This is a genomic window from Micromonospora sp. NPDC049107 (assembly GCF_040648595.1).
Classification (GTDB): domain Bacteria; phylum Actinomycetota; class Actinomycetes; order Mycobacteriales; family Micromonosporaceae; genus Micromonospora.
This window is the reverse complement of the sequence record NZ_JBEZEC010000013.1, coordinates 196408-208623: the sequence shown is the minus strand read 5'-3', so window position 1 is coordinate 208623 and position 12216 is coordinate 196408. Positions and strand designations below refer to the sequence as shown.

10 protein-coding genes are annotated in these 12216 nt (G+C 72.6%); 3 read left to right on the top strand and 7 right to left on the bottom strand.

Translation table 11 applies throughout. The features are described 5' to 3' along the window. Positions 1–121 precede the first annotated feature (121 nt). The 5 genes from AB0B55_RS28740 to deoC form a co-directional block, all read right to left on the bottom strand. Positions 122–1027, bottom strand: coding sequence for a M56 family metallopeptidase (locus AB0B55_RS28740; protein WP_357175044.1), 906 nt, complete (start codon positions 1025–1027; stop codon positions 122–124). Between the two features lie 7 nt (positions 1028–1034). Further along, positions 1035–1496, bottom strand: coding sequence for a BlaI/MecI/CopY family transcriptional regulator (locus AB0B55_RS28735; RefSeq protein WP_357130352.1), 462 nt, complete (start codon positions 1494–1496; stop codon positions 1035–1037). Between the two features lie 329 nt (positions 1497–1825). Continuing rightward, entirely contained in the window at positions 1826–2650 is an 825-nt protein-coding gene (locus AB0B55_RS28730) for an aldehyde dehydrogenase family protein (protein ID WP_357175041.1), read from the bottom strand. Further along, positions 2643–4073, bottom strand: a complete 1431-nt coding sequence (locus AB0B55_RS28725) for an aldehyde dehydrogenase family protein (protein ID WP_357130346.1) — start codon at positions 4071–4073, stop codon at positions 2643–2645. Before AB0B55_RS28725 ends, AB0B55_RS28730 begins: the two co-directional genes overlap by 8 nt. A 6-nt stretch (positions 4074–4079) precedes the next feature. Then, positions 4080–5039 (bottom strand): deoxyribose-phosphate aldolase, encoded by a 960-nt coding sequence (deoC, locus tag AB0B55_RS28720; protein WP_357175038.1) that lies wholly within the window; start codon positions 5037–5039, stop codon positions 4080–4082. Positions 5040–5163: 124 nt separating this feature from the next. On the opposite strand from deoC, the gene upp reads away from it, so the two are divergent. Together upp and AB0B55_RS28710 are read left to right on the top strand one after the other, a co-directional pair. Further along, on the top strand, positions 5164–5796 hold the full coding sequence (gene upp / locus AB0B55_RS28715) for a uracil phosphoribosyltransferase (protein ID WP_357130340.1): 633 nt from the start codon (positions 5164–5166) through the stop codon (positions 5794–5796). 74 nt (positions 5797–5870) lie between these two features. Beyond that, complete coding sequence (locus AB0B55_RS28710) at positions 5871–6548, top strand: GPP34 family phosphoprotein (protein WP_357130337.1); 678 nt, start codon at positions 5871–5873, stop codon at positions 6546–6548. 18 nt (positions 6549–6566) lie between these two features. On the opposite strand, the gene AB0B55_RS28705 is transcribed toward AB0B55_RS28710, so the two are convergent. Both AB0B55_RS28705 and AB0B55_RS28700 read right to left on the bottom strand, forming a co-directional pair. Next, positions 6567–8240, bottom strand: a complete 1674-nt coding sequence (locus AB0B55_RS28705; protein ID WP_357130334.1) for a phospho-sugar mutase — start codon at positions 8238–8240, stop codon at positions 6567–6569. Between the two features lie 48 nt (positions 8241–8288). Then, positions 8289–10352: a protein kinase gene (locus AB0B55_RS28700; RefSeq protein WP_357130332.1), complete on the bottom strand. Its 2064-nt coding sequence runs from the start codon at positions 10350–10352 to the stop codon at positions 8289–8291. A 206-nt stretch (positions 10353–10558) separates the two neighbouring features. On the opposite strand from AB0B55_RS28700, the gene AB0B55_RS28695 reads away from it, so the two are divergent. Then, entirely contained in the window at positions 10559–12142 is a 1584-nt protein-coding gene (locus AB0B55_RS28695; protein ID WP_357130329.1) for a methylmalonyl-CoA mutase family protein, read from the top strand. The last annotated feature ends 74 nt before the right edge of the window (positions 12143–12216 follow it).

The following is a 12216-nucleotide window of genomic DNA, read 5'->3' as shown; positions in this document are numbered from 1 at the left end:
GAGGGCGGCGCCTGAGTCGTTGGACCATCAGGGCGGCTCGGGCGTCCCGTGAGCGGTTCTTGACGCGAACCTCTTGATCACCGCGCCCGGGCGGGTGGGGGTGGGGTGGGTGGGGGTGGGGTTAGGTCAGGAAGAGGGTTATGGGGAGGGAGACCAGGGTTGCGGCTACCGCGAGGGCCGTGGCGCCGAGGGCGCGGGGCGGTCGGTCGGTGACCAGGAGGCGCTGGACGCGTACGTCGAGATCGCGGTCGCCCAGGCCCAGCGCGCCGGCCGGAGTGACCCGGTGCCCGGCGGCCGCGAAGCGACGCAGCGCACCCGCCAGCGGAGCCTCAGCGTGCAGCTCGCGGGCCTTGTCGTCGGCGCGCATCTCGACCAGCAGGGCGACCCGCTCGTGCGCGTCCCGGACCCAGCCGAACCACGGCAGCGCCCGGCAGAGCGCGGTGAACGGCAGCAGCACCAGGTCGTGCCGTTCGTGGGCGTGGGCGCGTTCGTGCGAGAGCACGGCCGCCAGTTCGGCCCGGTCGAGCAGGCTCAGCGTGCCCGCACTGACCACCACCTGCGGCTTCACCCCGGGCAGGCAGTACGCGGCGGCGCTCGGATGGTCCAGGACGAGCGCCCCCGGGGCGGCCGGGTCGTCCCGGGCCACCAGGGTGAGCAGGTCCCGGTGCCGGCGCTGGGCGCGGATCGTGCCGTGGATGCTGCGGACGGTCGTGGTGACGAGCACCGCGCCGATGCCGAAGCCCACCCCGACGCCGGCGAGGTGCAGCGCCGTCAGGCCGATCGGCAGGGTGCCATGGGCGAGATCGCTGGTCAGGGCGAGCAGGGCGCTCCCGGTGGGCCGGTCGTACGCGGCCAGCCCGAGCGCCATCGGCAGCCCCATCGCGGAGAGGCCCAACGCCAACCCGACGGCCTGCCAGCAGACGATCGCCACCCGCGGACTGCGCCACGTCCAGGTGGAACGGGCCAGCACCTGCGCGGTCAGATAGCAGGCCAGCATGGTGGCGGCGAAGTGCACGGCGTAGGCCATGGCGTGCCTACCGCTCCGCTGTCTCGTCGGCCGGCCGGCGGCCCGCCGGCGGATCCACGCGGTCGGTCAGCTCGGCCTCGCTGCGGGTCGCGCCCGCCCCGGTCAGCCCGGCCTCGCTGCCGAGGGCCGCCCGGAGCACCTCGGCCTCGGTGCCGGTCACCGAGCGGGCGAAGCGCACCAGCGCCGCGTCCCGGCTGCCGCCCAGGTCGAGGGCGTCCAGCATGAGCTGAGCGATGTGCGCCTCGCGGCTGGCCGCCGGCCGGTACCGCCAGGCCCGGCCCTCCCGCTCACGCTGCACCATGCCCTTGCCGGCGAGCCGGTCGAGGACGGTCATCACCGTCGTGTACGCCAGTTCGCGGCCGTCGAGCGCGTCGGCGACCTCGCGCACGGTCACACCGTCCGACGTGCCCGGGACCACGTCCCACAGCACGTCCATCACCGCACGCTCAAGATCGCCCAACCGAGTCACAGCTCAATCCTACCCCCGGTAGTAGACCCCGCCCCCGGGCGGCCCGGACGCTGGTCACCACCGCAAGATCCCCACAAGAACGGGGATGTTGCTGCCTCCAGCGCTCCGGAAGCAGCAACATCCCCAAAGTTGCGCAGATCTTGGCCGCCTCGACCGCAGCAACCCCGCCGACCGGCAACTCAACGTCGGGCGGCACCCGCAAGCTGACCCACCCGACGGGCGTGGCCCACGTCAGGTTTTCCGGGGGGAGCCCGCCCACGCAGGGATCAAGCCTGACCGCCCGGAGTGGGCGGGCTCCCCCCGGAAAACCCCAAGGCCGAACCGCCAGATCAGACCCCCTTGGGGTGCCACACCGTCTTCGTCTCCAGCAGGGTCGTCATCCGGGTCACCCCGGGGTCGGCGGTCCAGTCGTGGTCGGCCGGGGCCGGTCGGAGCACCCGCTTCAGGTTCTCGGCCGCCTTGACCTCCAGCTCGCTGGCGAGCGACGCGTCGGTCACCCCGGTCAGGTCGATCGCGTTGACGTCCAGGTGCGCGGCCAACGTGGGCGCGGTCTCGGTGATCGCGCCGGTCAGGATGTTGACCACACCGCCGGGCAGGTCGGAGGTCGCCAGCACCTCGGCCAGCGTCACCGCCGCCAGCGGTTCGGACGGCGACGCCGCCACGACCACCGTGTTACCGGTGACGATCGCCGGGGCGATCACGCTGACCAGGCCGAGCAGCGCCGGGCGTTCCGGGGCGACCACCGCGACCACGCCGGTGGGCTCGGGCGCGGAGAGGTTGAAGTAGGGGCCGGCGACCGGGTTCGCGCCGCCGTACACCTGGGCGAGCTTGTCGGCCCAGCCGGCGTACCAGACCCAGCGGTCCACGGCGGCGTCCACCTCGTCGCCTCCGATGCCCAGCGCGACGAACTGCTCGCGGCGACCCTCCAGCATCTCGGCGGCCCGGTAGAGGATCTGACCCCGGTTGTACGCGGTCGCGCCGGCCCAGCCCTTCACGGCGGCGCGGGCGGCGACCACCGCGTCCCGGGCGTCCTTGCGGGAGGCCAGTGACACATTCGAGGACTGCACGAGATACGACCGTCCCGACTCGCTGCGCGGGAACTTCCCGCCGATGAAGAGCTTGTACGTCTTGCGTACCGCGACCCGCTCAGACATTGAGGTACCCCTCCAGCCCGTGCCGACCGCCCTCGCGACCGTAGCCCGACTCCTTGTAGCCGCCGAACGGCGAGGTGGGGTCGAACTTGTTGAACGTGTTGGCCCAGACCACGCCGGCGCGCAGCCGGTCGGCCATCCACAGGATCCGGGAGCCCTTGTCGGTCCAGATGCCTGCCGACAGCCCGTACGGCGTGTTGTTGGCCTTCTCCACGGCCTCGGCCGGCGTGCGGAAGGTGAGCACCGACAGCACCGGCCCGAAGATCTCCTCGCGGGCGATTCGGTGGGCCTGGGTGACGCCGGTGAAGATGGTGGGCGCGAACCAGAAGCCACGGTCAGGCAGCTCGCACGGCGGCGACCAGCGCTCGGCGCCCTCGGCGGAGCCGGCGTCGGACAGCTCGCGGATCCGCTCCAGCTGGGCGGCCGAGTTGATGGCCCCGACGTCGGTGTTCTTGTCCAGCGGGTCACCGACGCGGAGTTGGGCCATCCGCCGCTTGAGCGACTCCAGCACGCGGTCGGCGACGTTCTCCTGGACGAGGAGGCGCGAGCCGGCGCAGCAGACGTGCCCCTGGTTGAAGAAGATGCCGTTGACGATGCCCTCGACGGCCTGGTCGATGGGCGCGTCGTCGAAGACGATGTTGGCGGCCTTGCCGCCCAGCTCCAGGGTCAGCTTCTTGCGGGTGCCGGCGACCGACCGGGCGATGGCCCGGCCGACCTCGGTCGAGCCGGTGAAGGCGACCTTGTCCACGCCGGGGTGTTCGACCAGCGCGCGCCCGGTGTCGCCGGCGCCGGTGACGATGTTGACCACGCCGGCGGGCAGGTCGGCCTGCTGGCAGATCTCGGCGAACAGCAGGGCGGTCAGCGGGGTGGTCTCGGCGGGCTTGAGCACCACCGTGTTGCCCGCCGCCAGCGCCGGGGCGATCTTCCAGGCCAGCATGAGCAGCGGGAAGTTCCACGGGATGACCTGGGCGGCCACCCCGATCGGCTGCGGGTTCGGCCCGAAGCCGGCGTGACCGAGCTTGTCGGCCCAGCCCGCGTAGTAGAAGAAGTGCGCGGCGACCAGCGGCAGGTCGACGTCGCGGGATTCCTTGATCGGCTTGCCGTTGTCCAGCGACTCCAGGACGGCCAGCTCACGCGAGCGCTCCTGGATGAGCCGGGCGATCCGATACAGGTACTTGGCCCGGTCGCGGCCGGGCATCGGACCCCAAACCTTGTCGTACGCCTTACGGGCGGCCTTGACCGCACGCTCCACGTCCTCGGCGTCGGCCTCGGCGACCTCGGCCAGCACCTCCTCGGAGGCGGGGTTGATCGACTTGAAGCTGCCGCCGCTGGTCGGGTCGACGAACGTGCCGTCGATGAACAGCCCGTACGCGGGCTTGAGGTCCACCACCGAGCGGGACTCGGGGGCGGGGGCGTATTCGAACATCGGCTATCAGTCCAGGGTGAAGTAGTCGGGACCGGAGTAGGTGCCGGTCGTCAGCTTGGTGCGCTGCATCAGCAGGTCGTTGAGCAGGCTGGACGCGCCGAAGCGGAACCAGTCCGGGTCGAGCCAGTCCGGGCCGACGGTCTCGTTGACCATCACCAGGTACTTGATCGCGTCCTTGGTGGTCTTGATGCCGCCGGCCGGCTTCACGCCCACCTGCAGTCCGGTCGCCTCGCGGAAGTCGCGGACCGCCTCCAGCATCACCAGGGTCACCGGCAGGGTCGCCGCGACCGGGACCTTGCCGGTGGACGTCTTGATGAAGTCGCCGCCGGCCAGCATGGCCAGCCAGGAGGCGCGGCGCACGTTGTCGTAGGTGGCCAGCTCGCCGGTCTCCAGGATCACCTTGAGGTGGGCGTCACCGCAGGCGTCCTTGGTGGCCACGATCTCGTCGTAGACCTCCTGGTACCGCCCGGCCAGGAACGCGCCCCGGTTGATCACCATGTCGATCTCGTCGGCGCCGGCCTCGACGGCGGCCCGGACGTCGGCGAGCTTGATCTCCAGCGGCGCCTGGCCGGACGGGAACGCCGTCGCCACGCTGGCGAGGTGGACACCGGATCCGGCCAGCACCTCGGCGACGTACGGGACCATCGCCGGGTAGACGCAGACCGCGCCGACGTGTGGGCACGACAGGTCGGCCGGGTCCGGGCGCAGCGCCTTCGCGGCCAGCGCGCGCACCTTGCCGGGGGTGTCCGCGCCCTCGAGGGTGGTCAGGTCGACCATGCGGATCGCCAGGTCGATCGCCTGGGCCTTGGCGGTGGTCTTGATGGAGCGGGTGCCGAGCTGTGCCGCCCGCTGCTCCGCGCCGACCTGGTCCACGCCGGGCAGGCCGTGCAGGAAGGTCCGCAGAGCGGTCTCGGATCGTCCCAGCTCGGAGAGGTCCGACCGGGCCGACGTCGTTGTCGCCGTCATGCCGAGAAGTCTACGCACGGAACCGATGAGTGATCTTGGTCACGGCGGCTGCGGGCGTGAGCGAGGTCGCCGGTCCGCCCGCACCCTCACCGGCACGCCGACCGGACGGGTAGGTTGAGCGATCGTGGACGTACACGTCATTGACCACCCGCTGGCCCAGTCCCGGCTGACCGCCATGCGGGACGCGCGCACCGACTCCTCGACGTTCCGGGCGGCGCTGCACGAACTGACCACCATGCTGGTGTACGAGGCGGCGCGCACCTTCCCCGTCGAGCGGTACCCGGTGCAGACCCCGGTCACCGGCACCGAGGGCACCCGGCTGGCGAACCCGCCGTTGCTGGTGCCGGTGCTGCGGGCCGGCCTGGGCATGGCGGACGCCGCGCTCGGCCTGCTGCCCGAGTCCTCGATGGGCTTCGTCGGCCTGGCCCGCGACGAGGAGACCTACGAGCCGCGCGCCTACATGGAGTCGCTGCCCCGGGACCTGGCCGGCCTGCCGGTGCTGGTGCTCGACCCGATGCTCGCCACCGGCGGCTCACTGGAGCACTCCTGTCGGCTGCTGGCCGATCGGGGCTGCACCGACATCACCGTGCTCTGCGTGCTCGCCGCGCCGGTCGGCATCGAGCGGCTGGAGCGCTCCGGCTTGCCGCTGCGCCTGGTCACCGCCTCGATCGACGAGGGCCTCAACGACAAGATGTTCATCGTCCCCGGGCTCGGCGACGCCGGCGACCGCCAGTTCGGTGGCATGCCCCGGTTCTGAGCGTGGCACCCGGTCGGTGCCGGGTCCGGCGGGTCCGCGCGCGGTGGTGCGCGGACCCGCTACCGTCTCCGGCCATGACTGGTGTTGCGCTCGCCGAGGAGCTGCTGCTCCTCGCCTACGACGACTCGACCGGCAAGGCGACCATGCCGCGGATCAGCCTGGACCTGGGCATGGCCGCCGCGGTGCTGGTCGAGCTGGCACTGGCCGGCCGGATCGCGTTCGCCGACGGGTCGTTGACCGTGATCGACGCGACGCCCACCGGCGAGCCGGTCACCGACGGGGTGCTCGCCCGGATCGCCGCCGACACCCCGCACACCCCGGCCTCGTGGGTGCAGCGCCTGCGGCACGGTCTACGCGACAAGATCCTCGGTGACCTGTGCGCCCAGGGTGTCGTCCGCGATGTCGACGAGACCGAACTGGGCTTCATCCACGTACACCGCTACCCGGTGGTGGACACCTCCGTCGAGGCGGACACCCGCCGACGGCTCGCCGACGCGCTGGCCGGCGCGGCGGCCCCGGACGAGCGGACCGCCGCCCTCGCCACCCTGGTGGTCGTGCTGCGGATGGAGTCCGCGCTGGGCGTCAGCGGCGAGGAGGCCGCCACCGCCCGCCGCCGGTTGGAGGAGATCGCCACCGGGGCGGGCTTCTCCGGCCAGGTGAGCACCGACGACTCGGTGGTCCGCCCCTCGGTCGGCCTGGTCGTCGCCGCCCTGGCCACGGCGGTCGACGCGGCGCTCGGCAAGCGCGCCTGACCGTCGGCCCGCACCCGGTCAGATGCCGAGCGCGGCAGCGACGTCGGCCCGCAGCCGCGCGATCGCCGCGCCGGCCCGGCTCCGGGCGGCGGCGACATCGCCGTCGGGCACCGGCTCCACCACTTCGAGGTACGCCTTGAGCTTGGGCTCGGTCCCCGAGGGGCGAATCACCACCCGGGCCGTCGCGGTACGCAGGATCACCACGTCCGACTCGGGCAGCAGGTCCCGGACACTGTCGACCGGCTGGTCCAGCAGCGTGCCCGGGGTGGCCGTCCGGATCCGGGCCATCGCGTCGGCGATCTCCCGCAGGTCGTCGACCCGGACGGAGAGCTGGTCGGTCTGGTGCACGCCGAACTCGGCGGCCAGCTCATCCAGCCGGTCGGTCAGCGTCCGACCCTGCGCCTTGAGGCCGGCGGCCAGCTCGGCCACCGTCAGCGCGGCGGTGATGCCGTCCTTGTCCCGGACGTGCTCCGGGGCGACGCAGTAACCGAGCGCCTCCTCGTAACCGAAGACCAGCGGCGCGCTTCCGCCGCCCGCCCGCACGATCCACTTGAAGCCCGTCAGCGTCTCGTCGTAGGGCAGGCCCCGCGCCGCGCACATCGCCCGCAGCAGCGACGACGAGACGATGGTGGTGGCGTACAGCCCGGTCACGCCGCGTCGCATCAGGTGGTCGGCGAGCAGCACACCCACCTCGTCGCCGCGCAGCATCCGCCAGCCCTGTCCGGCCCCGGCCGCGCGGACGACCACGGCGCAGCGGTCGGCGTCCGGGTCGTTGGCGATGGCGAGATCCGCGCCGGTGGAGTCGGCCAGCGCGATCAGCCGGTCGACGGCCCCCGGCTCCTCCGGGTTGGGGAACGAGACGGTCGGGAACGCCGGGTCGGGCTCCGCCTGGTCGGGCACCACGCCGGGGACCGGGAAACCGGCCCGCGCGAACGTCGCGGTGAGCACCGCCGCGCCCACCCCGTGCAGCGGGGTGTACGCCACGGACAGGTCCCGTGGCCCGTCCGCGTCGATCACGGCGGTGGCCCGCTCGACGTACGCGGCGACGAGGTCGTCACCGAGCACCTCGCCGGCCCGCCCCAGCGGCACCTGGGTCAGCGGGCCGACCGCCCGGATGGCGGCCTCGATGCCGGCGTCGGCCGGCGGCACGATCTGCGCCCCGGCGCCCAGCTCACCACCCAGCTCCGCGCCGAGGTAGACCTTGTAGCCGTTGTCCTGGGGTGGATTGTGGCTGGCGGTGACCATCACGCCGGCCACCGCGCCGAGTTGACGCACCGCGTACGCGAGGACCGGGGTGGGCAGCGGGCGGGGGAGCAGCAGCGCCGCCCGGCCGGCACCGGTCGCCACCTGGGCGGTGCGTTCGGCGAACTGGCGGGAGCCGTGCCGGGCGTCGTACCCGATCACCAGCGGGCCGGTGCCGCCCTGGGCCGCGAGCCACGTGACCAGGCCGGCGGCGGCCTGGGTGACCACGGCGAGGTTCATGCCGTTCGGACCGGCGCGCAGCGGACCGCGCAGGCCGGCCGTGCCGAAGGTCAGCGGGCCGGCGAACCGGTCGGCCAGCTCCGGGGCGCTCGCCGGCAGCCCGTCGAGCACCGCCGTCAGCTCGTCCCGGCTGGTCGGGTCGGGATCGTCGGCCAGCCAGCGTCGAGCTTGCTCGCGAATGTCGTCGATGTCAGTGGTGTCCGCCGCCATGCCCCTTGATAGCACGACGGCGGATCACCGCTGCCGGTTCCCTCCGGCTCAGCCGTTTCCGGTGAGCTGGAACGTCTTCACCATCTCGTCGAAGATCGGCTTGCTCTCGGCGAACGCGTCCTCGGTGGCGGAGAGGTAGAACGAGTACGACTTGCCGTCCTTGACGACCGCGCGCCACACCCCGTGGCGCATCTCGCCACCGGAGCCGCAGGTGTACTCGAATTCGACGCCCGGGCTGCCCGCCAACTGCTGCTCGGCGATGGCCACCTGCTCGTACGGCTTCTTGCAGTTGGTGCTCTTGGTGCGGAGGAAGTTCTGCGCGCTCTCCGCCCAGCGGGTGGGCGTCCCGGTCCACTTCTCGGTGAGGATCCGGATCTTGCGACCGTCGTCCTCCGGGTCGATGTAGTCGGTGTACGAGCCGCCGGTGGCCTTCTTCCAACCCTTCGGCACCATCACCTGGATGCCGCGGGCCGTGTGCTCCTGCATCTCGACGGCCGGGCCCGCCGGGGCGGACGGGGTCGGCTGCGCCTGCGGGGTGCTCGGCGCGGGGTCGTCCCCGCCCGACAGCGCCACGATGCTGATCAGCAGCAGCACGACCAGGCCGCCGGCTGCGGCGAGCTGGACCTTGCGCGGCCAGCCCTTCACCGTGGTGACGACTTGACCACCGGTCGCGCGGACCTTGTCCAGGGCACTGCCGCCGCCGGCGGCCGGGGGTGGCGTTGTCGTCCAGGGCTGGCCGGTGCCCGGAACGGACCACTGGTTGCCGCCGCCGTAGGTGCCGCCGATGCGCTGGGTGGCCTCGGGCGCCCCGTAGCCGACCGGCTGCGTCGCGTCGGGCCGGTTGCCGTAGGTGACCCGCTGGGTCGCGTCGGGGTGCGCCCCGGCGTCCACCCGCTGGGTGGCGTCCGCGCCACCGCCGTAGGTGCGCCCGGTGGCGGGGCGACCCGCGCCGGGCATCGCGCCGGTGGGGGTGTGCAGCGGGCCGGCGAGCGCGTCCGCGCTGGTCTCGTCGAGGGCTGCGGCGGCGCTCGAACCGGCCGGCTGGGGACGCTCGCCCCGGCGTAGCGCGGCCAACCGGTCGGTCAGCGACTCGTCCGGGGCGAGCATGGCCCGGCCACCGATCTGGTTGTCCGACTTCGACTCCGGCTGGGCCGGCTGGTGGACGGGGGCCGGACGCTGCTGTACCGGCACCACGGCGTACGGGTCGGTGACCGAGTGCACGGCGGTGGCGGTGCTGCCCAACGGGCCGGCGAGCAGTTCCCGCAGCATGCCCCGGGAGGTGTGTACGTCCAGCCGACGGGCCGGGTCCTTCTCCAGCAGGCCCATCAGCACCCGGGTCAGCGGGCCGCTGCGCTGCGGCGGGGCCGGCGGGTCCTCGACGACGGCGTGCATCGTCTCGATCGGGTCGCCCTTGTCGAACGGCGGACGCCCCTCGACGGCCGTGTAGAGCGTCACACCCAGCGAGAAGAGGTCGCTCGGCGGACCGAACTCCTGGCCCATGGCCCGCTCGGGTGAGATGAAGTGCGGGGAGCCGAGCACCATGCCGGGCGTGGTGAGCTGCACGTCGGTGGGCATCCGGGCCACACCGAAGTCGGTCAGCACGCAGCGGCCGTCGGAGCAGATCAGCACGTTGGCCGGCTTGACGTCGCGGTGCAGGACACCGATGGCGTGCGCGACCTCCAGCGCGCCGAGCAGCGCGATGCCGATCTTGGCGACCGCGCGGGGCGCGACCGGGCCGTCCTCGATGACCATGTCGGCGAGGCTGCGGGCGTCCAGCAGCTCCATCACGATCCACGGCCGACCGGCCTCGGTGACCACGTCGTACACCTGCACCACGGCGGGGTGCTGGATGGCGGCGGCGGCGCGGGCCTCGCGCAGCGTCCGCTCGTACATGGCGTCGCGGTCGCTGGGCGCCAGGCCCGGGGGCAGGACGACCTCCTTCACCGCCACATCGCGGCGCAGCAGGGTGTCTGTGGCACGCCACACCGTGCCCATGCCGCCGTTGCCCACCGCGGACCGCAGCGAGTACCGGTCACCGATGGTGGTGCCGGGCGCTGCTCGTCCGCTGGCGGGACTTACCTGTCCGCCGCTCCACGTCGGGATCTGAGTCACAGAAAAGCCACCGGGGGAAATCGAGGGGGCTGGGACACAACCCCCCTATCTTGCTGGTTCCGACGCCCGATGCGAAAGCCGACGCGGCGGACGTTTACCGAAGTCGACAGATCGTGCCCGAGCGTTCACCTCCCGTCGACCGGTCGGGACGCACTGTGCGGTATCCCTCACCCGACCTTGAGCCGGGGCGACCTACCATCCGAAGGATGAGCGAACGGCGGTCAAGCGAGTCCGGTTATCCGATCAAGGGCGTCTACACGGCGGCCGACCTTCCGGAGGACCTGGACACCCGGCTGGGCGGCCCGGGCGAGTTCCCGTACACCCGGGGGGTGTACCCCACGATGTACACCTCCCGTCCGTGGACCATGCGCCAGTACGCCGGCTTCGGCACCGCCACCGAGTCCAACGCGCGGTACCACCAACTGTTGCGGGCGGGCACGACCGGTCTCTCCGTCGCCTTCGACCTGCCGACCCAGATGGGGTACGACTCGGACGACCCGATCGCGCACGGCGAGGTCGGCAAGGTCGGCGTGGCCATCGACTCCATCGAGGACATGCGGCTGCTCTTCGCCGACATCCCGTTGGACCGGGTCTCCACCTCGATGACCATCAACGCTCCCGGCTCGGTGCTGCTGCTGCTCTACCAGCTCGTCGCCCAGGAGAACGGGGTCGCCGGCTCGGCGCTCAACGGCACCATCCAGAACGACATCCTCAAGGAGTACATCGCCCGGGGGACGTACATCTTCCCGCCGAAGCCGTCGCTGCGCCTGGTGGCCGACACGTTCGCGTACTGCCGCAAGGAGGTGCCGAAGTGGAACACGATCTCCATCTCCGGCTACCACATGGCCGAGGCCGGCGCGACGCCCGCGCAGGAGATCGCGTTCACCCTGGCCAACGGCGTGGAGTACGTGCGGGCGGCGTTGGCCGCGGGGCTCGCGGTGGACGACTTCGCGCCCCGGCTCTCGTTCTTCTTCGTGGCCCGCACCACGCTGTTGGAGGAGGTGGCGAAGTTCCGCGCCGCCCGGCGGATCTGGGCCCGGCTCATGCGTGACGACTTCGGCGCCCGGGATCCGAAGTCGATGATGCTGCGTTTCCACACCCAGACCGCCGGTGTGCAGCTCACCGCCCAGCAGCCGGAGGTGAACCTGGTCCGGGTCGCGGTGCAGGGCCTGGCCGCGGTCCTCGGCGGCACGCAGTCGCTGCACACCAACAGCTTCGACGAGGCGATCGCGCTGCCCACCGAGAAGGCGGCCCGGCTCGCGCTGCGCACCCAGCAGGTGCTGGCGTACGAGACGGACCTGACCGCGACAGTCGACCCGTTCGCCGGCTCGTACGTGGTGGAGGCGATGACCGCCGAGATCGAGGCCGCCGCCGTGGAGTTGATGGAGCGGGTGGCCGACCACGGCTCGGCGGTCGACGCGATCGAGGCCGGGTTCCAGAAGCGGGAGATCGAGCAGTCCGCGTACCGGATCGCCCAGGAGATTGACTCCAGCGAGCGGGTGGTGGTGGGGCTCAACCGGTTCACGGTCGACGAGGAGGAGCCGTACGAGCCGTTGCGGGTCGACCCGACGATCGAGGCGGCGCAGGCCGAGCGGTTGGCCCGGCTGCGCGCCGGCCGGGACGCCGACGCGGTGACGCGGGCGCTGGCCGACCTGCGGGCCGCCGCCGAGGGTTCGGACAACGTGCTGTACCCGATGCGGGAGGCGCTGCGGGCCCGGGCCACGGTGGGCGAGGTCTGCGGCACGCTGCGCGAGGTGTGGGGGCAGTACCGGCCCACGGACCGGTTCTGACGCGACCGGCCCGGTTCTGACGCGACCGCCCTCGGGTGTGTCCGCCCGGCTCCGGGGGTACGGCAACAGGTGGG

Excerpts from the sequence above, each read along its gene's own strand:
- AB0B55_RS28740 (WP_357175044.1), bottom strand. The coding sequence starts at position 1,027 with ATGGCCTACGCCGTGCACTTCGCCGCCACCATGCTGGCCTGCTATCTG.
- AB0B55_RS28730 (WP_357175041.1), bottom strand. The coding sequence starts at position 2,650 with ATGTCTGAGCGGGTCGCGGTACGCAAGACGTACAAGCTCTTCATCGGC.
- AB0B55_RS28725 (WP_357130346.1), bottom strand. The coding sequence starts at position 4,073 with ATGTTCGAATACGCCCCCGCCCCCGAGTCCCGCTCGGTGGTGGACCTC.
- deoC (WP_357175038.1), bottom strand. The coding sequence starts at position 5,039 with ATGACGGCGACAACGACGTCGGCCCGGTCGGACCTCTCCGAGCTGGGA.
- AB0B55_RS28710 (WP_357130337.1), top strand. The coding sequence starts at position 5,871 with ATGACTGGTGTTGCGCTCGCCGAGGAGCTGCTGCTCCTCGCCTACGAC.
- AB0B55_RS28705 (WP_357130334.1), bottom strand. The coding sequence starts at position 8,240 with ATGGCGGCGGACACCACTGACATCGACGACATTCGCGAGCAAGCTCGA.
- AB0B55_RS28695 (WP_357130329.1), top strand. The coding sequence starts at position 10,559 with ATGAGCGAACGGCGGTCAAGCGAGTCCGGTTATCCGATCAAGGGCGTC.